Raw genomic sequence first — 24,394 nt, 5'->3', positions numbered from 1 at the left:
GCTCGGGGTGGTCGGCAACATCTCCCGCGACACAGCCGGGCACCCCGAGCACCAGCACCACCTGCTCGGCGGCGCCGCCCTCTACGTCGCCCTCGCCGCCGCCCGTGCCGCAGTGACCTCCGCACCCGTCTCCGTTATCGGTCACGACCTCGCCAACGAACTGCAAAGACCGGAGCCGGCCCGGCTCGATCTCTCCAGAATCGCTACCGTCGATCAGCCGTCCTGCCGCTTCCACCTGACCTACGACCAGCAGGGCACGCTGACCAGCGTCGAGGCATCCTACGGGGCGGCCGAACACCTCACCGCTCATGCTCTTGAGTACCTGAATGGCTTCGAGCACGTGCACGTCTGCTGCCGGCGACCTCTCGACCCCGCACCGGTCCTCGCCGCCCTCGCCGGGCGCGAACAGGACTTCAGCGTCGACTTCATCACCGCCAGCGCCGGCCGGATGATCGCTGCCGCGGCACCGTTCCTACCCCATGCACGAATCGTCTTCACGGACGTCAGCGAACACGCGACGCTCGCCCACCTCGTGAACCTCGAAGGCCTCCGCACCGTGACCGTGACCGACGGGCCTCGCCCGGCCTCCCTCTACCGACGAGGCCGACTGGCCGCCCGCGCCACCGTCCAACCATCCCCAGCACTCGAGGTCACCGGTGCAGGCGACACCTTCACCGGCACGTTCCTCGCGCGAGTGCTCAACGGCGTACCAGAAGAGCTGGCCCTGCACCACGCCGCCCAAGCGGCAACCAGCCGCGTCGCCAACCTCGGGATCACCCTGCACCCCCAACCCCCGTAGGAGCACGCCCATGTTCTACATCGCCCACCGGCTGTTCGCAGCACACGACCGCCACCTCGGCGCCCTGGCCGCCACCGCGCTCGCCGAACGCACCGACCCCGACAAGGTCTTCCTGCCCTTCTGCGACACCGACGAAGAAGACCTCGTCGCCCACGTCAAAGGACGCCGCCTGTTCGACCTCGACCGACAACGACTCGCCCGCCTCAGCGGCATGCTCGCCATCCTGCACGGACCCAGCCTCGACGACGGCGTCTGCATGGAGATCGGCTACGCCGCCGTACTCGGCGTCCCCATCGTCGTCTTCACCACCGACTTCCAGACGTACGGGCTCTCCGAGAACGGCATCGAGCTCGCCTTCGCCGACCCGCTGATCGAGACCGTCGCCACCGACATCGTCCGCGCCCACCGGCTCGGCCAAGCCAACGACCACCCCGACCGATTCCGTCGCTTCGCCGCCCGCAACACCATCCAAATCCGCGACGGCATCGACCAAGCCGTCACTCGGCTCCTCGAGCTCAGCGAACGTGACGGCCCGACGGCAACGGCCACGCCAATATCCGCCGACACCGTATTCGTCGAGCCGTCACCGTACGGATCCTCCGTCGAGTGGGCGGCTCTCGTGCGCCAGCATGCCAGCACTGCTCAGCGACGTGACGCCCAACGGCGCGGAGCCACAAATCCCCTGCAGAGCGCCCAAGCCGACTGGGCGAGCGCCATAAGCAGCCACACCCTCATCGTCGACCTGAGCGGTCCGGAAGCTCCACCAGGCGCCGCCGTCCTAGTCGGCGCCACACTCGCCGCCGGAGGCCGCGTGCTCGCCTACTGCCCGAACACCGTCTGGACCTTCGCCCACGGCCGAGAACCCAACTGGCGCAACATCATGATCCAGTACGCCGTGGACGATCGACTCCACCCGCTCGACCACCCCGCCGGCAGCCGATGATCGACGGCCTGCAATGGGCAACCGCCTACGACACCATCGTCTTCGAAGGCTGCGACGGCGCGGGCAAGACCACCCTCGCCCAAGCCGTCGCCCAGCAACTCAACGCCACACTCATCCACTCAGCGCTCACACCCCCGGGCACGGACCTTCTCACCACCTACAGCCGCCAACTCGACCGCGACGGGCGACTGGTCTTCGACCGCTGCTTCCTCAGCGAGCTCGTCTACGGGCCGATCTACCGCGGCACCTCCCGACTCACCTACCGGCACATGGCGACCCTCGTCCGCCGAGTTGTCGACCGCAACGGGATCTTCGTCCACGTCACAGCGCCACCCGCCGAAATCAGACGACGCCTGGCAGCACGCGGTGAGAAAGATCCACCCGACGTCAACGAGATCGCCCTGATCTGCGAGCGCTATGAGCAGCTGTTCCGTGCCGTCACCACCATCGCCACCGTCATGCCGTGTAGCACCGTTCACCCGGACGAGGCCGCATGAAACGCCGACGACGGGTTACCGAGATCGCGCCAACTCGATAGGCTGCCCCGGCCCGCAGCCCGTCGAGACCCGGAGGCCCGTCTTGGAGATCAGGTCTGCCCAGAAGCTGACCTGGGAAAACAAGCTCGCGAAGGGGTTCAACACGAGCGAAGTTCCCCTAGAGTTCTGCCTGCTGCAAGGAGAGGTAGCTGAGGCATTCGACGCGTGGCGCCGCGCCCGCGAGAACCTCGGTGAAGAACTCGCGGACATCGCGATCTACGTCATGTCCCTCGCCGAAATGATCGGCGTAGATCTACAAGGAGCGGTCGAGAACAAGCTCGCGAAGAACGCCAACCGCACCTACGTGAAAGACGAAGCGTCGGGAACGCTCGTAAAGGTGGACCCCACCTGAACGGGGGCAGCCAGCGGCGTCCCGATCGAAAGAAAGTCACCAGACCAACGTCTGCGTCGCGGTGGGGTACAAGTGCGCGCCCGACAGAAGGAACGCTACTCCGGCGGAAGGCCAGCTCGGATAGCGTCCGCGAGCGCAGCCTCCTGCTCCCTGCTCCACCGAGCGTTCGGCTTCAGCAGTTGGGCAAGCGCCGAACGAGGAGACAGGCTGCGCAACTCGGCATGTGGATCGACTGGAGCGTCACTCCACGTGTGCGCGGTCCCCTCAACGATCACGTGTTGGTTGTTCTTCAAGCCGGGCTTGGATCGGTTGAACGCCTGGTCTACATCCACCTTCGGTAGTCCGAGATCAACGAGCGTCTCCTTCAATGACACGGTATGGATGGTCGTACCGTGCTCGCGGATCGTGTTGACGAACACAGATGAGGCGTCGTCGGCGAACTGCTTGGCCAACAGCGTGGGGTCTAGCAGCCACTGCAGCCGGCGAGTACCGGCCCGCGCGAATTTGATCGCCTGGTCGTTTGGCGCCACCTTCTGCCGCCTGCCGCCCTCCCACTCGACGAGCACCTTGGCGCGCCTATCGCCGCGCTCCAGCACGATGCCTTGCTGCGGGGCTTCCCCGGGAACGCTCCAAACGAAGAGAGCGTTCGACGAAATCAAGGGCCATGACCTGGGAACGGTCGATCAGGGCGACGCGAACGCGGCACTCCGGGCGCGACTCAACGCACGGGCTACACGACTCGACCTCACGGACTTCCAGCGCAAAACGATCGCGCAGCTCGACCTGCAGACCATCGGCGACGTGTTGCTCGCCGAAGAGAGCACCTTCCGCAAGGTTCACGGCGTCGGACCGGTGTACGCACGCCGTATCCACAACGCAGCCCAAGCCGCTGTTCTGGAGTATCTGTCCGGCTGAGCCCAGACTGTCATGGTGGCGTAAGCCTCATCGCGGCGGCCGGGAGCGAGCACGGGGCCCGTTTCCAAAGGTGGGAAGTCTTCGCCGCGTTCGCCCTTCATCGGGTCGAGGCCAGCGGCAAGGTCACGACCTACTCGACCAGCGCGTAGTGGACAGCAGCGAGGTCTTTTCAATGGGCGGCAGGCCGTCATCGAGGCCACGCAGGCGCTGGTAGATGTCGCGCATCTTGGCCCGATCCGGGATGTAGATCGTTGCTGCCGCCTTCTCCAGGACGCTGAGCGTGCTGAACAAGCCGATCGAGCCCACAGCCCGGCCGCCGTCCCGCAGCCGCTGCAGACGGCGGATCTCACCAGTTGCCGTTCGTGCCCCTAGTCCGTCGTCGATCAGCACGACCACGTGGGCGCCGGCCTCTGCGGCCACGACGGCGTGGGCGATCACCATGGTCTCGCCGAGATCTTTGGGGTGCTTCAAGCGTTCGGCCATGGGCTGCTGGGTGAGCCGGTTCACGACACGGGACAAGTCTGGGGTGACATCGTCGGGAAGGATCTGGATCCAGTTCGGCGTCAGCTTCTTCCATGCCGTCTCGGCAGGCTGAAAACGCGGGTCCTGGGCGGCCTTGCGCAGGACCTCGTCACCTACCGTTGCAGGCGCGCTGAGCTTGCCCAGCGTGCCGATAAGGAGCCGCTCCTGATTGATCGACAGGAAGTTTAGGCCGGGGCCGGCATCGATGATCGGTCGCTGGGTCATCCCGCATCCGGCTCCGGTGCGGTGGCGAGCACGTCGTTTGCCGTGCCGAGCAGGTCGTCCAAAGCGTTGAGATCCACGGCAACGTCAGGTAGCTCGCCGGGATCCGCCCAAGCGACGGGCTGCTGGGCAGGAAAGACACCGGCTTCGCGTAGTTCCGCCGCCGCTTGGTCAGCAGTGATGCCCCGCAACGTGGCGATCGTCTGAGCAGAGACGACCCCTTCGGTGTAGCCCTGAACGGCGCGGGCCAGAAGACGCTGGGGCGCCCGCCGCTGGTCGCTGTCGGCTTGAAGCGCACGGTACTGGTCTCCCCAGCCGAAACGGACAGCAAGCTGGGGAGCCGTCACGGACCACCACTCGCCTTTGGTGTCGGCATCGATGTAGCCCGCCTGCTCCAGAGCGATAGCAGCGATCTTCGGGGACACCAGGAACCGCTGAACAACCGCCGACAGCGTCGGCAGTTTCACCTTGCCGACGCCGTCCAGGAAAGCCTTAAGCCCTTCGGCCGGCACCAGCAGATGCCGGGCGAATGCGGTAGCGCGGCTCTCCGGCGGCGACGGCGCGCTCCAGTCGCAGGTGGTGTTGTCCGCCCAGTCACCGAAAACGACGTGAGCGAGTTCGTGAGCTAGCGTGCTGCGCTGCCGCATCGGATGCCGCGTGCGGGCGACACCGATGAACACGGCGTCGCGCCGCGGATCCCGCATCGTCAAACCATGTTCATCGGGTCCCACGTCGAGGACAGCCACATCAATGCCGGCCGACTGCTCGATCAAGGCGACGAGATCACCCAGCGGCTGCCAGCCGAGCCGATACTCATCCCGGAACTTCTCGGCTGCTGCACGCCCTTCAACCTCGGCGTTCACAGTAGTCACCGCCGTCAGATCCTGGCCGGGATGGCCTGCTCGTCTAAGTAGTCATCCAACTCGAGGAAGTGCAGCAGCGCGTCGCGCATCTCTTCCATGCCCGAGCCGTTGGTCGCCCGGGCCGCACACTGCGCGCGCTCAGCCACCGTGCTGGCCCCGGTCAGCTGGGCCACCGTGCACCCCGTCGCCCAGGAGATCGCAACGATCTCCGGAAGTTTCGCCACCCGATCTCCGGAAATGATGCGCGACAGCGTGGGTTGCGAGATGCCAGTCGCGTCAGCGAGTGCCCGCTGACTCAGGCTGGCGGCCGTCCGCGCTTTCTCTATCAGTGTGCCGACGTTGATGCTGGTCATGATCGTCGCCCCGAACGTTGAATCATGATCTGATGTTGTGATTCAGTCTACGTGATCGGGTCGACCCGCGCCACTGAGCCGACAGCCATTCACCGTTGCGCTGGCGCGACGGCCACGACGAAAACGAGCACAAAAGGGACGTCGAAGGACAAGTTCCCCCTCGGCGCCCGGACGGGGCAGGGGTTCCGGTCTACGGTCGGCGTCCGGTCTGCAACGCGAACACAAACTCCCGCGCAAAGTACCCCATGCCCTGCTCGATGGCGGCCCGCAGCTGCGTCTCCCGGTCACCTCCGGCGAGGACGACCATTCCCCGCAGGCTGTCCGCCGTCGCCACATCAGCGGAGGAAAGCGACTCGCGTCCTCACGGTCGCGCAGGTAGGCGATGCGTTCCCGCGGCGGGACGGCGGGCAGTTCACCGTACGTCGCATACAGCTGGCGGCGGAACTCACCCAAAGTTGTCGTCGTCGTGGACGGCGGCGACCACCCTTGCGTTCAGGCCCTGGAAGATCGGCACGTCGAAGGCGAGCAGCAACTGGGCCACCCGCGCTTCGGTCGGGGCCAGGCCGACACCTAGCCGAGCCAGTGCATTGGGTGGAAGTGGGTGAGCTGCAGTGCCGGCAAATTCGGCACAGGAGCGGGCAGTCCGGGCGCTGCCCATCGAGGTGAAAGCCTGCCGCAGGCAGATGTTTGGCACCAATTTTTACCAAAGCCCGGCGTGAGACCGCGGGCCCGGGAATCGTGACCGGGCCTGCGGCGCGCTCGTCCTTTCCGGCCGACTTCCGCCGCGGCCAGCTCATCACGAGTTGATGGGTCAGCGGGATCTACCGGCGACCCACCGTGGACTCGTGAAGCTAGGAATTTAAAGATTCGTTCCATTACCCATGTGGTCGCCTCGAGGGCATCACCTAAAGCGAAACTCGCTCACGCGGCCGACGGCGATAACGATCATCACAATAGCTTCATGTCAATTAACGCATGGTTGCCTCGGTGTGACTACGCTCGACAACGGCGAACGGAGCGATCAGAAGAGCTGGCGTTCCGCTTCAATTTGGGCGCGAGCCGATACTTACGGCGGGAACCGCTTCAAGCAGCTTCTCATTTCCGCGAGCGCCTTTCGGACCGCTCGCAATGGCGAGCTGCGAGCACCCACGCCTGCGCCTTACGGTGGTCGACCTGAAGAACGCTACGGCGCACGGGATCCAGTACCGCGAAATACACGGCCAGATGCCTGGGCGGGATGGAGCCGTGTCCCGGAACAGCGGTGCGCCGCTGTCGATCCAGGCCAGCACGGAGGCCTGCTCGCCGACTTCGATGGGGTCGGCCGGGCTAATCCCGGCGACCGTCCGACGGATCTGCTCGCGCAGCAATTCGCCAGTCACCAACGCCCCCTCTTCACAGAGTAGGCCGCCACGCGCCGCCATGGACCGGCGCCCCCGAGCCTGGATGTGCCGAGAACGTGCCTGGCCCGACACGGTGTGCGGCGGACAACGTGCCCGCCGGTTCACGCTCCCAACAGGTACACCCGGACGGGCCATCGACCAACTCTGTATCGATGGGTCGCGGCGGTCGGCGGGGATACGGGCGCGTCCTTCGCCTGGGCGACAGAAACAGCCCGACCCGGCGACTCGGCACGCGCGGCGGATCGCGCTCGGTCTTCGCGCGGCGGTGGGATAGCACCGCCACCACGGCGAGCCCCGGATCAGCGCAGCGCGGCGGCCCGGTGCGAGACGAGTAGGTGATCCGGTTCTTCGGACGAGGGAGTTGAGGCGGATGAGCGCACCAACAGACCAGACGACCCGCAGCACGATGCCCCAGCAGATGACGGCCGGGCAGGTCGAGTCCGTACTGCCCGAGCTGCGGGCCGCCGACTGGGAGGTCGGGATCCGCAAGCGGGCCGAGACCGGCATCTTCGGCGTATTCGCCGAACTACCTGCGCTCGTGCGGGAAGCGGCCGCGATCAGCTGGCGGGCCGACCGCACCCGCACCATCGTCGTGCTGGTCACCACGTTGCTCGCCGGGGTGATGTCGACCTTCGGACTGCTGTCCACGCAACGGCTGCTCGTGGAACTATTCGCCGCCGGGCCCACCCCTGACCGGGTGAGAGCCGCCTTGCCCGCCCTGATCCTGCTCGCGAGCGTGACCGCCGTCCGCGGCGGCCTCTCGATCGTCATGGGCTACGCGCAGAACGGGCTTACCCCGCGCGTGGTCCAGCAGGCCGAGCGCCGGCTGTTCGAGACGACGACCCGGGTCGAGCTGGCCGCGTTCGACCAGGACGCGTTCGCCGACGACATGGAACGCGCCACCCGCGGCCCCGAGGCCGCCGCCACCCTCGTGCAGGAGTCCGCGAATGTATTCGCGGGGATGGTGAATCTGCTCGCGGTCACCGTGGCGGTTATCGTGATTAACCCGCTGCTACTGACTGCCCTGATCGTTGCGACCGTGCCTAATTTCTACGCGGCGCTGCGGGCCGGGCACCTACGCTACGAAGAGTTCGTGGCCGGCTCTGTCCGCCGCCGCCGACTCTGGGTCTTGCAACGCCAGATGGCCGAACGGCACTCGGCGCCGGAATCGCGCAGCTACGGCCTGCGCGGCTTTCTACTCGGCCAATACGACCGGGTCATGAGCGCTCAGACCAACGTCGATCTGAATCTGGCCCGCAAGGTCACCACCACGACCAGTATCGGCGCCACCATCAGCGGGATTGGTTTGGGCGGTGTGTGGGTCCTGCTCGCCGTGCTGCTCGACCGCGGTCAGATCCCGCTGTCGGCTTCAGTGACCTGCGTCGTCGCCGTCCAGGCGGCCCAGCATGCCCTGGCCGCGGTGACGTTCCAACTCGACCGGGTGTTCACTCAGGGCCAGTTCCTCAAGGAGTACCTGGGCTTCCTGCACCGGGCCACCGCCTACCTCCCGCCGGCCGAGGCCGTCGACCGGCCGGCACCGCCACCGTTGCAATCGATCACCGTACGGGGCGTCAGCCTGCGCTATCCCGACCGCGAGGAGTGCGCCGTCGACAAGGTCAGCCTGCGCATCGAGGCCGGGCAGACGGTGGCGTTCGTCGGCGAGAACGGCTCCGGAAAGTCGACCCTCGCCGCGATGATCGCCGCTCTGCGCACCCCTACTTCCGGGGCGATCGAGTGGAACGACCAGCCACTGGAGGACTGGGACGCTGACGCTGTTCGGGCCCGGATCTCCGTCGTCCTTCAAGAACACCATCGCTGGCCGTACACGGCCGCCACCAACATCGCCATGGGCGACCTGGCCGAACCGGCCAGCCTCGATCGCATCAAGGGCGCGGCCAGACAGGCAGCCGCCGACCAGATGATCCAGCGGCTGCCGCACGGGTACGAGACCCTGCTCGATCGCACGTTCGTCAACGGACAAGACCTATCCGGCGGTCAGTGGCAGCGCCTGACCGCTGGCCGCGGCTTCTACCGCGACGCCGACCTGCTCATCATGGACGAGCCCTCGTCCGCACTCGACCCGCGCGCCGAAGATGCCCTCTTCCAGTCGATCCGCAGCCGGCAAGGCACCCGGACCACCATCCTGATCACCCACCGGCTCGCCAACGTCATCCACGCCGACCGGATCTACGTGATGCACGACGGCCGCCTCGAGGAACAAGGCACCCACGCCGAACTCGTCACCGCCGACGGCCGCTACGCGGCCCTATTCGCTTTGCAGGCAGCCGGCTACCAGTCGGTCGCCACGACGACCGGTGAAACGAAGTGAGTCAACCCCTGAATGTCGGCACCGCTACCGGCGATCCACCACCACGCGTCGTCGATCCGGCCATGCAGATGGCTTGGGTCAGGGCCGCCCGAGACGCGTGGCTGGCCGAGGCCACTGCCGTGCTGGGCGCGGATCGGCGCGTGGCGGGCACGGTGGTGGTCGGGTCGCTCGCGGTCGGTGGCAGTGACGCGTTCAGCGACGTGGATCTGATCGTCGTGCTCGATTCGCCGATCCCGCCGGTTCTGCTCGCCGATCCGGTCGGCGGACTGGGTTTGCCGGGTGTCGAGCTGTACCGCAGGCCGAAGCCGCGGAACGCGCCGGCCGGCGGAGGCTATCTCGCCGTGGCGGTGGAGCTCGCCGGTCTGCCGGTCCTGATCGACGTGTACCTGTGGTGCGGCCGTCCCGGCAGGCGGGCGGGTGCTGACCGAACGGACGCGTCTGCCCCACAGTGGGCTGGGCCTGCTGGACCTGCTGGCCACCTGCCCGCCGGACGACGCGTCCGGCTTCGATCCGCACGATCCGGCCACGCTGCTCATGCTGATCCAGATGGCCGCGAAGTACCACGCCCGCGGCGATCGGCACCGCCGGGCCGGGATCTGCCGCCAGCTGCACATCAGCGACATCACCGATGTCGGCGAACTGCGCCGCTTGCTCAGCACCCGGCTGGCCGCTATGCGGTCGCCACCGGGGCGGGCGCTGGCCGCGGTCCGGCGGCTACTCAACCTCGTATCTGTCTTGTTGAAAGAGGTGCCCGTGTCCACCAGCCCCAACGTGCAGGATCGCACTCCCGAATTGGCCCGACAGCAGCTGATCGACCAGCTCACCGCCCGAGGATGGATCACCCAGCCTGCGGTGGCCGCGGCGTTCGCCGCCGTGCCGCGGCATTTGTTCGCCCCGGAGGGCACCAGCATCGAGGCGGCCTATGCCGACGACACGGTGGTCACCCGGCGCGGCCCGGACGGAAAGACGACCAGCTCGATCTCCGCTCCCTGGCTTCAGGCGTACATGATCGAGGCCGCCGCGCTGAAGCCAGGATCGCGGGTGCTCGAGATCGGCTCGGGTGGCTACAACGCGGCCCTGTTGGCTGAGGTGGTCGGCCCGGCCGGGATGGTGGTCACTGTTGACATTGACGCGCAGGTCGTTGCCAACGCCCGGACCGGGTTGGCCCGGGCCGGCTACCCGCAGGTCCAGGCGATCCGCGCGGATGGCGAGCACGGCTATGCCGAGGGCGGCCCGTATGACGCGGTGATCGTGACGGTCGAGACCAGCGACGTACCACCGGCGTGGATCGGGCAGGTGGCTGCTGATGGTGTGCTGGTGATCCCGTTGCGGATGCGCGGGCACACCCGCTGCCTCACGCTGCGGCTCGACGGCGATCACCTGGTCGCGGGGGCGGCGTTGCAGTGCGGGTTCGTGTCGATGCAGGGCTACGGCCGGGACCCGGCACGCCGGATCCCGTTGCGCGGCGACGACGCCGTCCTGGTGCTGGATGACCCCACCACTCAGGTCGATGGGGACGCATTGCGGGCCGCGCTCGACCCGCCGGGGGTGCTGCGGTGGTCGCCGGTGACGGCCGCGCTCGATGACGGCAGCGCGTTCGAGTCGGTGCACCTGTGGCTGGCCAGCCAGCCCCGCCCGTACGGGATCCTCACCGTCGACCGGGAGAAGACCGCCGGCCTGCTGGACCCGCAAGACCGGTTCTTCTGCCCCACCCTGCTGACCGACGACAGCTTCGCCTACCTCACCCTGCGCAGGCAGAACGCCGAGACCTGGCAGTTCGGCACCCACGGCTACGGACCCGCCGCGGACACCCTGGCCGCGGAGCTGATCGATCTGCTGACGGTCTGGCACGAGCAGCATCGCGCCGGGGCCGGGCCTCGGATCACCGTGTACCCGACCGGCACCCGGCTGCCCGACAGCGGCAGATTACGGCTGCTGGTGCCACGCCGGCACACCACCATCGTGATCACTTGGCCCGGCCAAGAGCAATGACGACCATCGACCATGCGCCCGCGCAGGCGCCGACACTGGTGATCATTCGCGGGAACTCCGGCTCCGGGAAGTCGACCATCGCAGCCGCGGTCCGCCGCCGCTACGGCCGGGGCTGCGCCCTGATCGAGCAGGACTACCTACGCCGGGTGGTGCTGCGTGAGCACGGCACCAACAGCACCCCGACGGTGGCGCCGGGGTTCATCACCACGATGGCGCGCGCGGCTCTGGGGTCGGGCTATCACGTCGTGCTGGAAGGGATTCTGCATACCGGCCAGTACGGAGCACTCTTGCGGGAGCTGATCGCCGAGCATCCCGGACGGTCGGCGGTGTTCTGGATGGACGTGTCGTTCGACGAGACGGTGCGCCGGCACGCTGGCCGCCCCGGCATGGCCCACATCAGCGCGGAGACGATGGCGTCCTGGTTCGCCGCAGACAACCTGCTGGGCGTCGACGGGGAGCAGCGGATCGCGCAGGATTCCACCGTCGAGGATAGCGTGGCGGCGGTCCTGCACGGCAGTGGCCTCGCCGAGGCCGCAGCACTGACCCCCTGCCCAAGGATGTGTCGACGCTGCGCCGAGAAACGCCTCCACGCCGACGCCGCCGGATCGGGAAGGGAGTCCGGCGGTGCGACACCCGTCGACCCCACGGACCCGCCTCAGGAGGCTGCCGGCCAGGACAACGGTCGCGAGGAGGCGGGGATCTGGGCAGCGATCGCGGCGTCCCGGGCGTGGTTGGACAAGCACAACGGCACGGCAGAGCCGGAACTGGGTCTGCGGATCCTGAAGATCGTCGAAGAGGCCGGCGAAGCCGCCGCCGCGTGGATCGGCACCGTCGGCCAGAACCCCCGCAAAGGCGTAACCCACGACCGGCAGGACGTGGCCGACGAGCTCGGTGACGTCGCGGTCACCGCCTTAGTCGCCGCCGCCAGCCTCGGCTTCGACCCCCGCGCCGTTATGGCCGAGGTCGCGGCGAAAGTCGTCGCCCGACTCGGCCCGTCGCCGGCCGGGGAACCGGTCGACTCGCCATGACCGGCGTCAGGCCGGCTGCGGCCCCTCTCGGGCAGGCGTCGCAGCCGGCCCGTAGCCGTGTCCAGGCTGGTAGAGCCGACGAGCGCCAGTTCTGGTCGGCGTATGCGATCAGCGCTCTCGCCCGGCAGATGACCTATGTGACCGCGCACTCCGGCGGCAGCGCGGTCGCCCTCGACCTGCGCAACGGTTTTAGCCGCCACCGTCAGCTCCTGCTCCGGGACCCGCGAATCCATGACCCGCCCCTCGTAGCCGCGGCACACGACCTGCACACCCGACTTCACCCGCAGGAGTTCCCATGCCCGACGAAGCTCTGGCCGGTGGCCGATTCGCTGCCCCGATCCGCGACGGCGATACTGTCACCCGACTCACCGGTCCCGGCGCGAGGAATATCCATGCCCTCCTCGAGCACATCGCCAGCCAGGGATTCGACCGCGCTCCGCGACCACTAGACCTCGCCGCGGACGACGGACGGGAGACCTTGACCTACCTGCGGGGCAGCAGCGCCTCGCCGCCGCTCGCCGACGCGGTGCGTTCCGAGAAAGCGCTGCGCTCCGCCGCCCGCACCGTACGAGCACTGCACGATGCCACGATCGGGTTCACCCCGCCACATCCCGGGCAGTGGAGCCAGCAAGAGGTCACTGTGCCGGCCGAGATCGACTGCATCGGCCACGGCGACCTCGCCCCCTGGAATCTGCTCTTCGACGACGATCAGGTCGTCGGGGTCATCGATTTCGACTTCGCCGGACCGTCCAATCGGGCCTGGGATTTGGCGTATCTCGCCCACCAGCTCGTCCCCTTCCACCCGACCGAAGACCTCGGAGGTTTCGGCTGGTCCAGCGAACCCGACCGCGCCCGTCGGCTACGCATCTTCACCACCTCCTACGACCTCGGCATGGACCCGGCCCGGCTGATCGACTACGCCGCGATCCGGCTGCTCGGCATGGCCACCGACATCGACCAGCGCGTTCGCGCCAGCGACCCGGCGTACGCGCAGCACGGCGAGCACGACTTCGCCGCCGAATATCGACGCGCTGCCGCCTTCATCCTCGGCCGGCGTGCGTCTCTGCTGACCCCCAGCTCACCACCCCGGCGCCGACCAGAGCGGAAGTGATCAGCGATGACCACTGTGCACCCTTGGAGGTCCTGACCGGCGAGCGTGTCGTGGTGCGCGCTCCTGCGCCCGGCGACGGGCATGCGCTGGTGGAGATGGCCACCGACGCGCGGGTGCGCCGCTATCTCGGTGGCCCTAAGGATCAGGTGGCCGCTGAGGTCGATGCCGCCCGGAAGATTGGCGAAGCGCGGTGGGGGCAGTTCGTGATCGTCGACCAGGCCGCGGGCGTGGTGGCCGGCAGCGGCAGTGTGGCCCGCAAACGCGGGCCGTTAGAGATCTCCTACCATCTGCGTCACGCGTTCTGGCGGCGAGGGCTGGCCGGTGAGGCCGTGGCGCTGGTCCGCGACTGGTTCTTCGCCAACACCGAGGACAACGAGCTGATCGCCACGACTCAGCAGGCGAACCTGGCCTCGCAGCGCCTGCTCGAACGCCTCGGCGCGGTACAGGCCGGCAGCTTCGAGCGGTACGGCCGGGACGGGCGCACCGAAGGACTCATGCTGCTGTTCGACGGCGGCCACCTCACCCCTGAACAGACCAGCTCGATCCGGCTGTCCAGCGAGGAACTACACATCTGGGCCTGGTCCGACCCGCCCCAGGCCGAGCAACGCCTGTCCGGACTGCTCGCCCGCCGCATCGCCGTCGCGTTCGACGCCCGCACCAGCGGGGTGACCGCCTACCTAGAAAACGGTCACCGTTGACGCGTCGGGAAACACCCCGGCGAGTCCGCCCCATGGGCGATGGTCGCCGGCGCAGCCCATCCGTCCTGCACAACGAAAGGTGATGTGCATGCAGCGGATCGCGATTCTTGGTGCCAGCGGCGCCGGTAAGACCGTCTTGGCCCGCACACTGGGCGACCTGCTTGATCTCCCGGTTACCCACCTCGACCAGCTGCGCTACGACTCCGACTGGAACGTGATCGCCGAACCGGACTTCGTCGCGGCACAACACCAGCTCGTGGCCGGCACGCGGTGGATCGCCGACGGCAACAGCCTGGCCAGCCTCCCGGTGCGCGCTGCCGCCGCGGACACCATCATCGTGCTCGACCCGCACCCACTGGTCTGCCTCACCGGGATCGCCGCCCGGCGGCTGCGCTACCGCGGCGGCCAGCACGCCGACGGGGTGTACGACCGGATCACCCTCGAAGTCCTGACATACGCGGCCACGTACCGCGCCCGGCATCTGCCCCGAGTCCAAGCTTGCCTGCGCGAGCACGCCACCCGGGCGAGGGTCGTGCATCTGCGCAGCCGCCGCGCCGTCACCCGGTACGTGGCCCAGGTCCGCGCCGTCGGCCGGAGTTCATCATGACCGGCCTGCACCGCTACCTCGACGATCCAGCCTTCGCCGCCACACGATTTGTCGTCATCGACTTCGAGGGAACCACGCCTGCGGGTAGCTCGGCCGAGCCGATCGAGGTCGGCGCCGTGGTCGTACGCCCCACCCGGGAAGGTATGGAGTGTGTCAGCCGGTTCGAGGCGCTGATCCGGCCTCCCGCGCATGCCCCGTTGACCGAGGCGGACAGCCGGCAGACCGGGATCACTGCGCGAATGTTCGCCGGCCAGCCCGCCGCCCCCGCCGTCCTCGCCAGCCTGGACGCGCTGCTGACCGACCCGCCGTACCTGCTGGTCGCCCATCACGCCTGCACCGAGACCGGAATCCTGCGCCGCTACGCGAACGCCTGCCCGACTGCCGCCGCCGCGCCGATGCTCGACACCTCGCTCTGGCCAAACGGTGCAGACCCGGCCTGGCGTCTTACACCCTGGACGCCGTTGCGGAAGCAGGCGACCTGCTCGGGCTGGGTGCGGAGGTTGCTGATGCTGTTCCAGACGACGTACACGAGCGAGAACTGTCCCGCGACGGTGGTCGTCGCCATATCGCCGATCACCACGGGGATGTCCGTCCGCTTCCTGTTGAGCTGGTCGGCCATCGGTTGGGAGAGCTCGATGCCGGCCACCGGAACGCCGTGCTCGATCAGGGGTATGGCGACTCTTCCGGTACCGATGGCGAACTCCAGTGCGTGGCCGTCGTCTGCCAGCTCCGCCAGAAAGCGGACACCGAGCTGGATGTGACGCCGCATTGCGAGCGGGTCGTGGCTACTTTTGTGCGCCGTTGGGCCGGGTCGGCTGAGTCAACTACTGTTGTGGTCAGTGGCCAGGTTGATGTACGGGCTCGCCGTTGCGTTATTCGTTTCGGGGCGATCGGGTCAGATACTCGGTCAGGGCTTCCAGCACAGAGCCCCGGATGAGAGCGTTGTCGTCGCCCGCGTTGGCCATCACGACGATGCCCTGTTGCTGGACCGGGCGCAGCACTTCGAGCGCGTAGAACGTGCCGGCGCTGCCTGCTGAGGAGGATTCCTGCGCCACCGGTGGGGGATAGCCGATCCCGTGGTATATCGCTGGGACCGAACCGATCGCGGTGTGCTCACCGGCCAGGCTGTTCAGCTCTGCCCGGGCGAGCGTCGCGAGGTCGGCCACGGTCATGTGCATGTCACCTACCGACGCCAGCACCGGGCTCAGCGGCGTGGTCAGCTCCTGCTCTGCGACCTCGAACCCGTCACCGACCTCACGGTGGCCGATCGGCGCCTCTGTTCTGGCGTAAACCGGCCAGCCGAACCCGGCCGAATCCATGCCCAGCGGGGAGAGGATGGTTGAGCGGAGCAGATCCTCCCAAGGGTAGCCGGCGACCCGCTCGGCCATCGCCCCCAACACGGTATACGCGGCGTTGGAATACAAGCCCTCGCCGGGCGGCACCGCAGGAGGAACGGCAAGCACATGAGCGGCGAACCGCGCCCGCTGCTCGGTCGGCGTGCCGCTCCATCCGGCGAACGGCTCCCAAACCGCCATCGATTCCGAGTATCCCGCCATGCCCGATCGGTGCGACAGCAAAGAGGCGACCGTGGCCACGCGCATCTGCGGGTGCATGGCCGACGCGCCGGGAAGAACCTCTCCGGCGGTCGTCGTCCACGCCAGCAGCCCTCGCTCCACCAGTATTAAGATCACGTGTCCGGTCATCACCTTGACGATCGACCCGATGTGGAACGGGTCGGATGTGGTGACCGGTGTCGAATCGCCCAACCGCCGGACACCGGTAGCACCGACGGCCCATAACCGCTGCCGATCGGTGACACCCGCAACCAACCCAGGCCGCCCATATTTTCGATTAATGTCGGCCAGGACTGGACTGAGATCCACCAGCGTCATCAAACCTCCCGCGGACCCACCATCACCTGCTCTCCACAGCCGACACAAGCGAATTACGTGATCCGACCCGGTTCAACCACCGGTACGCACTCCATAAACCCGACAACCCACAGCATCACCACGAACCGATGACTCTGTTCGGACAGACAGACCAGTCCTCGATCGGACGCACTGTCATCGGGAGTGTCAAAGAAAACGGCTCTGGCGCAGAAACGGCGGTTGGCCTATGCGAGCAGGATTCGCTGGGGTAGGAGGGCGAAACCGGCGCGGCCGTACATCTGCCGTTTCAGGAATTTGACCTTGGTGTTGGCGCCTTCGATCGGGCCGTTGCTGTAGGGCAGGGTCAGGCCTGCCACGACGGCGGGCAAGTCTCTGCGCAGGCCGTGGACGAATGCGTGCAGGGCGGGTAGTTCGTCGGCGTAGGCGCAGGTCATCCAGGTGTCGAGGTCTTCGCCGCGGCGGCCGGTGAGCAGGTCGGCGAACTGCTGCACGCGCTCGGCGAGGGCGGTGTGCGGATCGCGTCCGCGCGCCCTCGGTTGAGGTAGCGGACCAGCAGGTTCGCGTTGCCGGTATAGCCGGGCTCGCGGATCTCGGCCAGCAGTCTGGTCACCGCCACGCCGGATCAGCAATCGGCTGCGCCATCAGCACCCGCAGCACCGTGCTGCGCGAGACCCGGGTGCCGACCCGGGCCAGCACGGCCGCACCGGCCCGGCCCGCGGCGACAACGGCCAGGTCAGCGACCAGGGCGGTCAACGCCCGGGTCCGCCGCGCCCACCGCTGGGTCACCGCAGGGCGCCTGCTCACGGAAGGTCCGCCGGGAGCAGGACTGCGCCGCACAGACCAGGCGCCGGACGCGTAGGTGCACCACAACGGCGCGACCACCGACCGGCAGATCAGCCAGGCGCCGCTGATGATAGGCGTGAACCCGGTCGCTGAGCTGGCCACAATCCGGACAAGCCGCCGCTACCAGCGAGGTCCGGGCGACCACCCACACCGTCGTCCCATGGTCGAACACCTGCTCGATCACCAGCGAGGACAGGCCCGGGAAGATCGTCCCGATCAGATCGCACCGGCAACATGATCACGTACCGGCACACCACATAGGACAGCGGTCCGCCCGACCACCGTTTCTGCACCAGAGCCGTTTTCTTGACACTCCCGCCATGAGCGCCGGCGATCAAGGCGGGCGATCGCAGCGTGATGACGGCCTCCGTGTGACCCGGCCGTCCGAGGTGTTCCTCGCCGCTTCGTTGGGCATGTTCCGCCGTGCGCCGTTCGAGTGTCAGCAACGCGGGTCGAGCGGAGCGTCAACTTTCGCGAGACAGTGGGAAAGGGAAAGCGTGTCGAAGCTTGCCATGGTCGTCTTCAGCTCGATTCAGGTCACCTTGCTGCTGGCGGTGGTGCTGATGGGGATCGCTGCCCGCCGTCAACGCGAACTCGTTGACAGGCGAGCGGAGCACGGCGGGTCGGTGTCCATCACCGACGAGGTGGATGTGGTGGCCGCCGACGCCGAGTTGGCAACCGCGGCGGCGCAGCGCGCGTTGGACGAGGCGGACCGTGCGCAGGATCGGGCCGTGCGGGCGTCCACGACACGCGACATTGCGGAGCAGCGCCACCGGCAGGTACTCAAAGATGCCGAAGCGGCCGGCCAGGCTCATCAGCTCGTGCAGCGCGCGGCTCTGGACGCATACCAGCGTGGACAGTTGTCGGTAGACGAACTCAACCGGATCTGGCGGCACGCGCAGATGACGGCGGAGTCCACGCCGGGCCCCGCCGTGGTGCCGTTCGGGTGGGAGTTGCGGGTGCGTGCGGCGCGGCGAAGCTACGAGCAGGCCGCGGCCGACGCGGCACGGGATGAGGAGGAGGCTCAGCGGGCGGCCGCCACCGCCGCGGCTCTCGCCGACGATGCTCGGGCCGTCGAGTCGCTCCTGTCGGCGGCTCGGCGCTCCGCGAACATCGGTCTGGTCGGCCTCCTACGGGCAGCCTGGGCCGACCCGGTCGCCCGTTGATGACGTGGGTCTGCTGCACCGATCGGTGACATCTGAGATGCCGGTCCGGGAGGTGATGTCGGTTTCGGGTTGAGGGTGAAGAGCCGGGTTCTGATTGCCGGGCCCGAAGGGCAACGGCCCTTCGTCCAAGCTGCCTGCGTGTAGGCGCCTGCGGAGCGCGCGGATCATCATTCGCAGGGCAGCGCCGGTGCGGTTATGCGACGCCAATCCGTGCGGCGAACTCGCGTACGCCAGAGAGGCTGTAGCTGGCTGGTGCGCCGAGCAGGTCGCGCATGAGTTGCCCCAGAGGTCCCAATTCGGCACATTCTTCATGCGGATGAGATAACGCTCGCCAACCGTATCGCCGGGGACACCGCCTACCAAGCCCGGATGCCGGCTGACAACGAAATGCCGACTGAGGCCGCGGCGGGCGCCACGCTCTTCGCTAGCGAACGCAAACTACTTGCCGACATCCTGACAACTCGACCGATGGTCGTGCATCCACCAAGCGGCAACGGACAGGACGACATCGCCCTGGTCCAAGCCGGTGCTCGTGTGTTCCTCTATGAGGGCCACCCAGCCACCGAGCTGTGGACCTGGGACCTGGATAAGCCGCGAATCCGGCCGGACTGCAGTTACTTCGGCCGGTCCTTCGTCTGCGACGACAACGGCTTCCCGGCCAACGGAGCCATCATGTGGCAGTGGACGCTCGGCGAGGCCGTCACCGCAATCGTGCGGGCCGGCTTCGCGATCCAATGCATCGAGGGGTACGCCGAACCATTCTGGCGCATGGGCGGTGTCGGCGCCGCGGCGGCGGCCATGGTGATGATGGTGCCGTTGCCGTCGACCGGGAACGCGCCGCTCCAGATGGTGCCGGTGGTGTTGCGCAGGTTGTTGAACACGTTGCCGCCGGCGAGGGTGAACAGCAGGACTTCCCCGTTGGTGCTCGGTGAAAACGCGGGCAGCAGCGGCGAGGATGCGCTCACGGGTGAGCTCGGCGCGTACCTGGCGGGCGTGCGACGTGGCCGAAGACGGCGGTCGGCCGGCGGCATCCGTGAATCCTCCAGAGGCGCGAACAGCGAGTAGCCGGGTATCTGAGCTAATGCTCATAATATGGTCATGAGCTGGGAAAACAAGAGCCTCGTGCGTCGGTTGGCGACGGTGGACGAGGTGGAGGCGATCATCGGTCGGCCCGCACCGATGATCATGCTCAAGCAGATCGGGCGCCCTCGACGGGGGCTGCCGGAGCGTCCTGGCCCGCTGCCCGATCGCGGCCTTCGGCTACCGCGACGCCGACGGAGCCGGCCGGACGACCTTCATCGGCGGCACGCCGGGTGTTCCTTCGAGTGCATGCGCCGACCCGGATCTCGTTCACGATGCCGGGGACCGATGGCCCGCACGGTCCGGCCTCGTTCTTCTTCCTCCTGCCGGGCATCGGTGAGGTCCTTCGCATCAATGGCTCGGTGGCGGCCTCGGGAGGCCTGGCCGGTCTTGCAGAGCCCGCTGGTGCGGTGTCGATCCTCTGCCGTGGCATTCGTCTGGTGCGTGCGGGGTCTTTCGCTGGCGACTACCAGGCGCGGTGCGGCTCCAGGTCTTGCCGCTCATAGGTGTGCAGGACGCTGTCGGCCAAGTAGCCGTTGACCGGTCGACCGCGTTGAAGCCGATAGGTCCACCCGGTCCGACGGTGCGAGCGGCGAAATGCGGACTCACAAGTGAGGTGACGTCGCACGCCGACGTTTGGACAGGTAGGGCCGAGAACGGGCTTCTAGTCTGATGCGTGAGCGCCTTACGGTGGAGGTAGCCTGCGGCTGTGACCAGCGACGACGTGAAACCGAGCCGGGGTTCTTGGCGGGTTGTGTGGCGGGCGCTGCGGGTGGGACATGTTGACGATTCCCGCTATGCGGCATTGACGTGGCAGACCGCCGACCGCAACGTCCGCAATAGCTGGCTGTTGGTCTTCTTCGCCGTCGGTCTCACGATTCAGGTCATCCTGGTCGTCGTCCGCCTGGCGCGTGGTGACGACTGGTCGAACACCGTCGCAACCGCCGCGACCGCCATGTGCTTTGCGGTCGGTCTCGGGTTCCTCTGGGTGGCCCGCCGGCGCAGCAAGCGTTACCTGGAGCGCAACGGCGCACCTCCCCAGCCGGGGAGCGGGCAGTGACGGCGAAGAACCGTCCGATCAAGCCCTCGGCCAGACCCGGAGAGTAGGTTTCGTCAGTGGATCAACTGTCCTGGCTGTTCATAGCGGCGGCCGTCATCGGCGTCGCCCCTGCCATCTACGGCGTCATCATGTGGTCAACGGGTCGCATGTCGCCACGGGACCGGCACCATTTCCCCACGGCCGCAAGAGCCGGTCGCTACTACGTGTGCGGCGGTCTCGCCGCGGTGGCGTTGTCATCAGCGGCGCTACTGAGCCGCCATGATCATGTGTGGTGGAGTCTTGTGGTCCTGGCTGTGGCGATGACTCTGAGCGCATTGGCGTTTCTTCGCTACCGGCCTCGCTCGCCCGCCGCAGGTTGACAGGCAGCTCATACGTGGTATTGCGAGGACGGCAAATGCCAGGCCTGCTGCCAACTGATGGTCACCGCATCATCAGGTGCGGTAGCTTCCCAAGCTAGGGGGTCCGCCAAGGCAGGCGGTAACGCCGCGGGCATGTGCGAGCGCCGCTGTGAGGGTGTGCGTATGCCGGGTGAGTCGCTGGGTGTTCGCGATTGCAATTTCGAGGTTCGCGGTGAGGTTCTCGTTGTCGCGGCGGAGGCGGGTGTTCTCTTGCCGCAGGCTCGTCAGCGTGGTGCTGTCGACGGCGCTGCGTGCTGCTTGGTCTGTTGCTGGGCTGGTCGCCAGCTCGATGCAGATCGCAGGGCCGGCGAGTTCCGGCCGCCAGGTGCAACGTCCTGGCGTCCGACGGACATTGTGTCGTCACGTCGATCGTTTGGACGGCGGCTGGCGTGAGTACGGAACCGACCCGGGGACGGGCATCGCCGGCGCTCCCGGCCTGTCACACTCGCCTGATGGCGGCGCTGGAGACAGTTCTTACGACCGCTGGCGGCGCGCTGTCGGCAGGCGTCGGCGTGATGCTCGGCGCGGTGCTGACTCGGCGGGCCCAGGATCGGCATTGGCTGCGCGATCGGCAGTTGGCGGCGTACCAGGATCTGCTACGCGAGTACGCCACGTTTGTCATGATCATGAGTCGGGCGTATGCAGACCGCAGCGGCTGGGAGTACGACTGGGCCTGCTGGAGTTCGGCTCTTGTCTCGGCCAGCCTGGTAGCACCCGCGCCTGTGGCTGAGGAGATTGACCGGTTCAGCGCGGCGGTTGGGGATTTCCTTCGAGTGGCCGGTGACGGCCGTGACCCGCGCACGGCTCCGATTGATCGTGAGGAGTTCGATCGGATCATGCGTGCGCCGGGCAGAGCCCAACTAGCCCTGGTGAACGCGATCCGACTGTCGATGGATCGGGACGCGGGGATGCTGACGCGCTGGCTCGGCGGCTCCCTCAGCAATCAGGGTTAGCGGGCCGCTTGGCCCTTCATGAACGAATGCGGTCGTGCATCCCGCCCCGCACGATTGGTTTGATTTATCGGGCGAGGTCGGTGAAGACCACGTCGCAGGCGGCGTGGATCTCCGTCACGACCTCAATCAGCGAGGCGCCATGCCGACGCATGTCAGTCCACGGGGCACCCGCTCATCGGCAATCCGACGGAGGATCTAGCAGACTATGCAGGTCTGACGGACCGGGCGTGGAAGAGCGGCTTCACGGTTCGAGTCGCGGCATCTGGTGGAGCGTTGGTCGCCTGTGGGAACCGAACCCGCGATCACCACGGTAACGGCGAGAACCCACGCCGCGCTCGGCAACCTCGAGCGCGCTGTGGCGAGCGGTTCAACTCGTCGGCACGATCGACGACCTCTCGGACAGGGCGGCGGCGCTGAGGTTCCTGACCCGGGTGGCGGCCGGCGCGGGCCGTCAAGGCGAGGCTCGACGCCTCGCCGCCGAGGTGGAATCCTTTATACGTGCCGCCGCGGACACCAAGGGTCGAGACGGAGATCTTCTAGCCGGTCACCACGTCGACACCGAAACCCCTGGGAACACACCCGCCCACTGCTGCACAACGACAGCATCGACACCGAAGTACGCGTCGCCGGCGGCCCCCAGTCACCAATCCATGGGCTGTTTCCCGGCGGCCAACCCGGCTGGCCCATCAGCGCCTTCCAACTCACCAAAACGGCTACGCGATCTCGGCCGCAGCCCCGCACAATCCCGTTCCACCGCGCTGTTCCACCTGGGCACCGAACTATCTGCTGCGATCCTCGCCTGCATGCTCGGCATCCATATCAGCGTCGTCGCCGCCTGGCAACGCGCCAGCGCCGGCGACTGGACCAACCATGCCGCCGAGGTCACAAGTCGTGAGCCGTACTCGTCCACCTCAACAATGAACGAAGGTGCACCACACCGATGACCAAGCCCTTTGCCGCCCAGTGCTGGCTTACTCCGCACGCACGAGTCGGACGATCGAACATCGAGGGCGAGGGACTATTCGCCACCACCGATCTCCCCGCCGGCGAAGCGGTCTTGCAGTTGGGTGGACAACTCATCGACGACGCGTCACTGGCCGCACTCGCCCCTCCCTTCAGCAGCCTCACCGTCGACCATGGCCTCCACCTGCTGCTCGACCCTGCACACCCCGCTCGCTACGGCAACCACTCCTGCGATCCCAACCTCTGGCACATCGACGCGGTCACCGTTGTCGCCCGCCGGAACATCGCCGTCGGCACGGAACTGACGATCGACTACGCCACCCATACCGGGATCGAGACCTGGACCATGACATGCCATTGCGGCAGCTCGATCTGCCGAGGCACGGTGACCGGCCGAGATTGGCGCCTGCCACAGCTCCGACACGCCTACGGCAGCCACTGGAGCCCACCGCTGCTCGACCGCATCAACCGCGAACCCACCGACGGATGAACGAGCACGGCAAGTGGAAACCGGCGCCGAGGTCGTGGAAGCCAGCCGGTTTCCGGGGCGGACAGCAGGTGCCAGATGATCGTCAGCATGGAGCGGCCGACCGCGACGATCGCGCGTTTCGCGCCGCGTCTTCGCGCGATGCGCCGATAACGTTCGCCGGGGAACGTGTCGGTGCGAGCGGCGGAGACGGCGATCTGCCCGAGGACCCTGGCCCAAGTGCCGAGGTCGCGGCGCTGCGCGGCCAGCAACCGGCCAAGGTGCTGCACCAGCTCCCGGGGCACGTCGAGCATGGCAGAATAGGCGATCACGTGGAGCATCTCGAATACGCGGATCTGTCGCAAAGACCTTGTCTATCGATGGTTTCACGCCCTGTCGAGCACTGTCCGGGTTGGACGGTGGCCCGTGTCGAACAGGTGTGACCGGCGACGGATGCCAGAATCGAAGCGTGATCGGACGCTTGGAGAAGACGGTGCTCGACTGTCCCGAGCCGAGGGAACTCGCCGCGTTCTACGCCGCAGTCCTGGGCATGCGCATCAACGAGGACAGCGGCGACTGGGTCGTTATCGGCACCGAACCGGGCCAGCGCCAACTGGCGTTCCAGCGTGTTGCGCCCTACCGCGCGCCGGACTGGCCCGAATCACAACACCCTCAACAGGTACATCTGGACATTCGCGTCGATGACGCAGACACCGCCGAGCGCCAGGTTATCGCCTTGGGGGCAAGACGCCTGCCGGGCGAACTTGAGGGCCGCTACCGCGTCTTCGCAGACCCGGCAGGTCACCCGTTCTGCCTGGTATTCGGACGACACAGCGCGTAGCCATTTCGGTCCAAGCTCGGCAGCGGATCTTCGCTGAGATCACCTCACTACTGCGGACGGGG

At 67.4% G+C, this 24,394-nt stretch carries 30 protein-coding genes and 1 pseudogene; 20 read left to right on the top strand and 11 right to left on the bottom strand.

Going from position 1 to position 24,394, the window contains the following annotated elements:
- Positions 1–7 precede the first annotated feature (7 nt).
- The 4 genes from IEY73_RS06000 to IEY73_RS05985 all read left to right on the top strand — a co-directional run bounded on the left by IEY73_RS06000 (position 8) and on the right by IEY73_RS05985 (position 2,630).
- A complete protein-coding gene (locus IEY73_RS06000) occupies positions 8–799 on the top strand; it encodes a carbohydrate kinase family protein (protein ID WP_189078062.1) in 792 nt (263 codons plus the stop codon).
- A 10-nt stretch (positions 800–809) separates the two neighbouring features.
- A complete protein-coding gene (locus IEY73_RS05995; protein WP_189078061.1) occupies positions 810–1,742 on the top strand; it encodes a nucleoside 2-deoxyribosyltransferase in 933 nt (310 codons plus the stop codon).
- Complete coding sequence (locus IEY73_RS05990; RefSeq protein WP_189078060.1) at positions 1,739–2,239, top strand: nucleoside/nucleotide kinase family protein; 501 nt, start codon at positions 1,739–1,741, stop codon at positions 2,237–2,239. Before IEY73_RS05995 ends, IEY73_RS05990 begins: the two co-directional genes overlap by 4 nt.
- A gap of 82 nt (positions 2,240–2,321) precedes the next feature.
- A complete protein-coding gene (locus tag IEY73_RS05985; RefSeq protein ID WP_189078059.1) occupies positions 2,322–2,630 on the top strand; it encodes a MazG-like family protein in 309 nt (102 codons plus the stop codon).
- A gap of 95 nt (positions 2,631–2,725) precedes the next feature.
- Here IEY73_RS05985 and IEY73_RS05980 read toward each other — a convergent pair whose 3' ends face one another.
- Positions 2,726–3,226, bottom strand: coding sequence for a hypothetical protein (locus IEY73_RS05980; protein ID WP_189078058.1), 501 nt, complete (start codon positions 3,224–3,226; stop codon positions 2,726–2,728).
- Position 3,227: 1 nt separating this feature from the next.
- Between IEY73_RS05980 and IEY73_RS05975 the strand changes: the two genes are divergently transcribed.
- A complete protein-coding gene (locus tag IEY73_RS05975) occupies positions 3,228–3,545 on the top strand; it encodes a hypothetical protein (RefSeq protein WP_189078057.1) in 318 nt (105 codons plus the stop codon).
- A 123-nt stretch (positions 3,546–3,668) separates the two neighbouring features.
- On the opposite strand, the gene IEY73_RS05970 is transcribed toward IEY73_RS05975, so the two are convergent.
- From IEY73_RS05970 to IEY73_RS05960, 3 genes are read right to left on the bottom strand one after another with little or no spacing between them, the layout of a single operon-like run.
- A complete protein-coding gene (locus IEY73_RS05970) occupies positions 3,669–4,292 on the bottom strand; it encodes a PIN domain-containing protein (protein WP_189078056.1) in 624 nt (207 codons plus the stop codon).
- Positions 4,289–5,152 carry an ImmA/IrrE family metallo-endopeptidase gene (locus IEY73_RS05965; protein WP_189078055.1) on the bottom strand — a complete coding sequence of 288 codons (864 nt, stop codon included), beginning with the start codon at positions 5,150–5,152 and terminating at the stop codon, positions 4,289–4,291. The genes IEY73_RS05970 and IEY73_RS05965 overlap by 4 nt, the downstream gene beginning before the upstream one ends.
- Before the next feature lie 14 nt (positions 5,153–5,166).
- Positions 5,167–5,505, bottom strand: a complete 339-nt coding sequence (locus IEY73_RS05960; RefSeq protein ID WP_189078054.1) for a helix-turn-helix domain-containing protein — start codon at positions 5,503–5,505, stop codon at positions 5,167–5,169.
- Positions 5,506–7,311: 1,806 nt separating this feature from the next.
- Between IEY73_RS05960 and IEY73_RS05955 the strand changes: the two genes are divergently transcribed.
- From IEY73_RS05955 to IEY73_RS34330, 7 genes and pseudogenes are all read left to right on the top strand, one after another.
- A complete protein-coding gene (locus IEY73_RS05955; protein WP_229715583.1) occupies positions 7,312–9,234 on the top strand; it encodes an ABC transporter ATP-binding protein in 1,923 nt (640 codons plus the stop codon).
- A 417-nt stretch (positions 9,235–9,651) separates the two neighbouring features.
- Positions 9,652–11,226 (top strand): methyltransferase, FxLD system, encoded by a 1,575-nt coding sequence (fxlM, locus tag IEY73_RS05950; RefSeq protein ID WP_229715580.1) that lies wholly within the window; start codon positions 9,652–9,654, stop codon positions 11,224–11,226.
- Complete coding sequence (locus tag IEY73_RS33385; RefSeq protein WP_229715578.1) at positions 11,223–12,254, top strand: AAA family ATPase; 1,032 nt, start codon at positions 11,223–11,225, stop codon at positions 12,252–12,254. Before fxlM ends, IEY73_RS33385 begins: the two co-directional genes overlap by 4 nt.
- A gap of 295 nt (positions 12,255–12,549) precedes the next feature.
- A complete protein-coding gene (locus tag IEY73_RS05935) occupies positions 12,550–13,365 on the top strand; it encodes a phosphotransferase enzyme family protein (protein ID WP_189078053.1) in 816 nt (271 codons plus the stop codon).
- A 23-nt stretch (positions 13,366–13,388) separates the two neighbouring features.
- Positions 13,389–14,063 carry a GNAT family N-acetyltransferase gene (locus IEY73_RS05930; RefSeq protein WP_189078052.1) on the top strand — a complete coding sequence of 225 codons (675 nt, stop codon included), beginning with the start codon at positions 13,389–13,391 and terminating at the stop codon, positions 14,061–14,063.
- 88 nt (positions 14,064–14,151) lie between these two features.
- On the top strand, positions 14,152–14,670 hold the full coding sequence (locus IEY73_RS05925) for a P-loop NTPase family protein (RefSeq protein WP_189078051.1): 519 nt from the start codon (positions 14,152–14,154) through the stop codon (positions 14,668–14,670).
- A pseudogene (locus IEY73_RS34330) lies at positions 14,667–15,020 on the top strand (exonuclease domain-containing protein); the annotation flags it as partial. The gene IEY73_RS05925 and the pseudogene IEY73_RS34330, both read left to right, overlap by 4 nt.
- A gap of 8 nt (positions 15,021–15,028) precedes the next feature.
- Here IEY73_RS34330 and IEY73_RS34325 read toward each other — a convergent pair.
- The 6 genes from IEY73_RS34325 to IEY73_RS34480 all read right to left on the bottom strand — a co-directional run bounded on the left by IEY73_RS34325 (position 15,029) and on the right by IEY73_RS34480 (position 17,550).
- Complete coding sequence (locus IEY73_RS34325) at positions 15,029–15,439, bottom strand: methyltransferase domain-containing protein (RefSeq protein WP_229715612.1); 411 nt, start codon at positions 15,437–15,439, stop codon at positions 15,029–15,031.
- A 103-nt stretch (positions 15,440–15,542) separates the two neighbouring features.
- The gene (locus tag IEY73_RS05915; protein ID WP_189078049.1) at positions 15,543–16,562 is read right to left on the bottom strand and encodes a serine hydrolase domain-containing protein; all 1,020 of its coding nucleotides are present in this window, start codon (positions 16,560–16,562) and stop codon (positions 15,543–15,545) included.
- A gap of 224 nt (positions 16,563–16,786) precedes the next feature.
- Positions 16,787–17,053 carry a transposase gene (locus IEY73_RS34495; RefSeq protein ID WP_229715577.1) on the bottom strand — a complete coding sequence of 89 codons (267 nt, stop codon included), beginning with the start codon at positions 17,051–17,053 and terminating at the stop codon, positions 16,787–16,789.
- Positions 16,993–17,178, bottom strand: a complete 186-nt coding sequence (locus tag IEY73_RS34490; protein ID WP_229715576.1) for a hypothetical protein — start codon at positions 17,176–17,178, stop codon at positions 16,993–16,995. The genes IEY73_RS34495 and IEY73_RS34490 overlap by 61 nt, the downstream gene beginning before the upstream one ends.
- Positions 17,169–17,366: a hypothetical protein gene (locus IEY73_RS34485; RefSeq protein ID WP_229715614.1), complete on the bottom strand. Its 198-nt coding sequence runs from the start codon at positions 17,364–17,366 to the stop codon at positions 17,169–17,171. The genes IEY73_RS34490 and IEY73_RS34485 overlap by 10 nt, the downstream gene beginning before the upstream one ends.
- On the bottom strand, positions 17,296–17,550 hold the full coding sequence (locus IEY73_RS34480; protein ID WP_229715611.1) for a transposase family protein: 255 nt from the start codon (positions 17,548–17,550) through the stop codon (positions 17,296–17,298). Before IEY73_RS34480 ends, IEY73_RS34485 begins: the two co-directional genes overlap by 71 nt.
- A gap of 352 nt (positions 17,551–17,902) precedes the next feature.
- Here IEY73_RS34480 and IEY73_RS05905 point away from each other — a divergent pair, with 352 nt between their 5' ends.
- From IEY73_RS05905 to IEY73_RS05875, 7 genes are all read left to right on the top strand, one after another.
- Positions 17,903–18,571, top strand: coding sequence for a hypothetical protein (locus tag IEY73_RS05905; RefSeq protein WP_189078048.1), 669 nt, complete (start codon positions 17,903–17,905; stop codon positions 18,569–18,571).
- 369 nt (positions 18,572–18,940) lie between these two features.
- A complete protein-coding gene (locus IEY73_RS05900; RefSeq protein WP_189078047.1) occupies positions 18,941–19,636 on the top strand; it encodes a hypothetical protein in 696 nt (231 codons plus the stop codon).
- Positions 19,637–20,360: 724 nt separating this feature from the next.
- The gene (locus IEY73_RS05895; protein ID WP_189078046.1) at positions 20,361–20,711 is read left to right on the top strand and encodes a hypothetical protein; all 351 of its coding nucleotides are present in this window, start codon (positions 20,361–20,363) and stop codon (positions 20,709–20,711) included.
- 56 nt (positions 20,712–20,767) lie between these two features.
- A complete protein-coding gene (locus IEY73_RS05890) occupies positions 20,768–21,070 on the top strand; it encodes a hypothetical protein (protein WP_189078045.1) in 303 nt (100 codons plus the stop codon).
- A 491-nt stretch (positions 21,071–21,561) separates the two neighbouring features.
- The gene (locus tag IEY73_RS05885; RefSeq protein WP_189078044.1) at positions 21,562–22,062 is read left to right on the top strand and encodes a hypothetical protein; all 501 of its coding nucleotides are present in this window, start codon (positions 21,562–21,564) and stop codon (positions 22,060–22,062) included.
- Between the two features lie 650 nt (positions 22,063–22,712).
- A complete protein-coding gene (locus IEY73_RS05880; RefSeq protein ID WP_229715574.1) occupies positions 22,713–23,006 on the top strand; it encodes a hypothetical protein in 294 nt (97 codons plus the stop codon).
- Positions 23,003–23,515 (top strand): SET domain-containing protein, encoded by a 513-nt coding sequence (locus IEY73_RS05875; RefSeq protein ID WP_189078043.1) that lies wholly within the window; start codon positions 23,003–23,005, stop codon positions 23,513–23,515. Before IEY73_RS05880 ends, IEY73_RS05875 begins: the two co-directional genes overlap by 4 nt.
- On the opposite strand, the gene IEY73_RS33350 is transcribed toward IEY73_RS05875, so the two are convergent.
- Positions 23,452–23,856, bottom strand: coding sequence for a hypothetical protein (locus IEY73_RS33350; RefSeq protein WP_229715573.1), 405 nt, complete (start codon positions 23,854–23,856; stop codon positions 23,452–23,454). The genes IEY73_RS05875 and IEY73_RS33350 overlap by 64 nt on opposite strands.
- A 104-nt stretch (positions 23,857–23,960) precedes the next feature.
- Here IEY73_RS33350 and IEY73_RS05865 point away from each other — a divergent pair, with 104 nt between their 5' ends.
- Positions 23,961–24,332: a VOC family protein gene (locus IEY73_RS05865; protein ID WP_189078042.1), complete on the top strand. Its 372-nt coding sequence runs from the start codon at positions 23,961–23,963 to the stop codon at positions 24,330–24,332.
- Positions 24,333–24,394 lie beyond the last annotated feature (62 nt).

This window comes from Mangrovihabitans endophyticus, assembly GCF_014646155.1.
GTDB lineage: Bacteria > Actinomycetota > Actinomycetes > Mycobacteriales > Micromonosporaceae > Actinoplanes > Actinoplanes endophyticus.
Note: the sequence above shows the minus strand (reverse complement) of the source record. Positions and strands in the feature narration are given on the sequence as shown.

What these genes read in the sequence shown, in the direction of transcription:
- IEY73_RS05975 (WP_189078057.1), top strand. Translation starts at nt 3,228, where the DNA reads ATGCCTTGCTGCGGGGCTTCCCCGGGAACGCTCCAAACGAAGAGAGCG.
- IEY73_RS05935 (WP_189078053.1), top strand. Translation starts at nt 12,550, where the DNA reads ATGCCCGACGAAGCTCTGGCCGGTGGCCGATTCGCTGCCCCGATCCGC.
- IEY73_RS05995 (WP_189078061.1), top strand. Translation starts at nt 810, where the DNA reads ATGTTCTACATCGCCCACCGGCTGTTCGCAGCACACGACCGCCACCTC.
- IEY73_RS05915 (WP_189078049.1), bottom strand. Translation starts at nt 16,562, where the DNA reads ATGACGCTGGTGGATCTCAGTCCAGTCCTGGCCGACATTAATCGAAAA.
- IEY73_RS05955 (WP_229715583.1), top strand. Translation starts at nt 7,312, where the DNA reads ATGCCCCAGCAGATGACGGCCGGGCAGGTCGAGTCCGTACTGCCCGAG.
- IEY73_RS33385 (WP_229715578.1), top strand. Translation starts at nt 11,223, where the DNA reads ATGACGACCATCGACCATGCGCCCGCGCAGGCGCCGACACTGGTGATC.
- IEY73_RS34325 (WP_229715612.1), bottom strand. Translation starts at nt 15,439, where the DNA reads ATGCGGCGTCACATCCAGCTCGGTGTCCGCTTTCTGGCGGAGCTGGCA.
- IEY73_RS05970 (WP_189078056.1), bottom strand. Translation starts at nt 4,292, where the DNA reads ATGACCCAGCGACCGATCATCGATGCCGGCCCCGGCCTAAACTTCCTG.
- IEY73_RS05875 (WP_189078043.1), top strand. Translation starts at nt 23,003, where the DNA reads ATGACCAAGCCCTTTGCCGCCCAGTGCTGGCTTACTCCGCACGCACGA.
- IEY73_RS05990 (WP_189078060.1), top strand. Translation starts at nt 1,739, where the DNA reads ATGATCGACGGCCTGCAATGGGCAACCGCCTACGACACCATCGTCTTC.
- IEY73_RS05880 (WP_229715574.1), top strand. Translation starts at nt 22,713, where the DNA reads ATGGGCTGTTTCCCGGCGGCCAACCCGGCTGGCCCATCAGCGCCTTCC.
- IEY73_RS05960 (WP_189078054.1), bottom strand. Translation starts at nt 5,505, where the DNA reads ATGACCAGCATCAACGTCGGCACACTGATAGAGAAAGCGCGGACGGCC.
- IEY73_RS05885 (WP_189078044.1), top strand. Translation starts at nt 21,562, where the DNA reads ATGGCGGCGCTGGAGACAGTTCTTACGACCGCTGGCGGCGCGCTGTCG.
- IEY73_RS05925 (WP_189078051.1), top strand. Translation starts at nt 14,152, where the DNA reads ATGCAGCGGATCGCGATTCTTGGTGCCAGCGGCGCCGGTAAGACCGTC.
- IEY73_RS05900 (WP_189078047.1), top strand. Translation starts at nt 18,941, where the DNA reads ATGCCGGCTGACAACGAAATGCCGACTGAGGCCGCGGCGGGCGCCACG.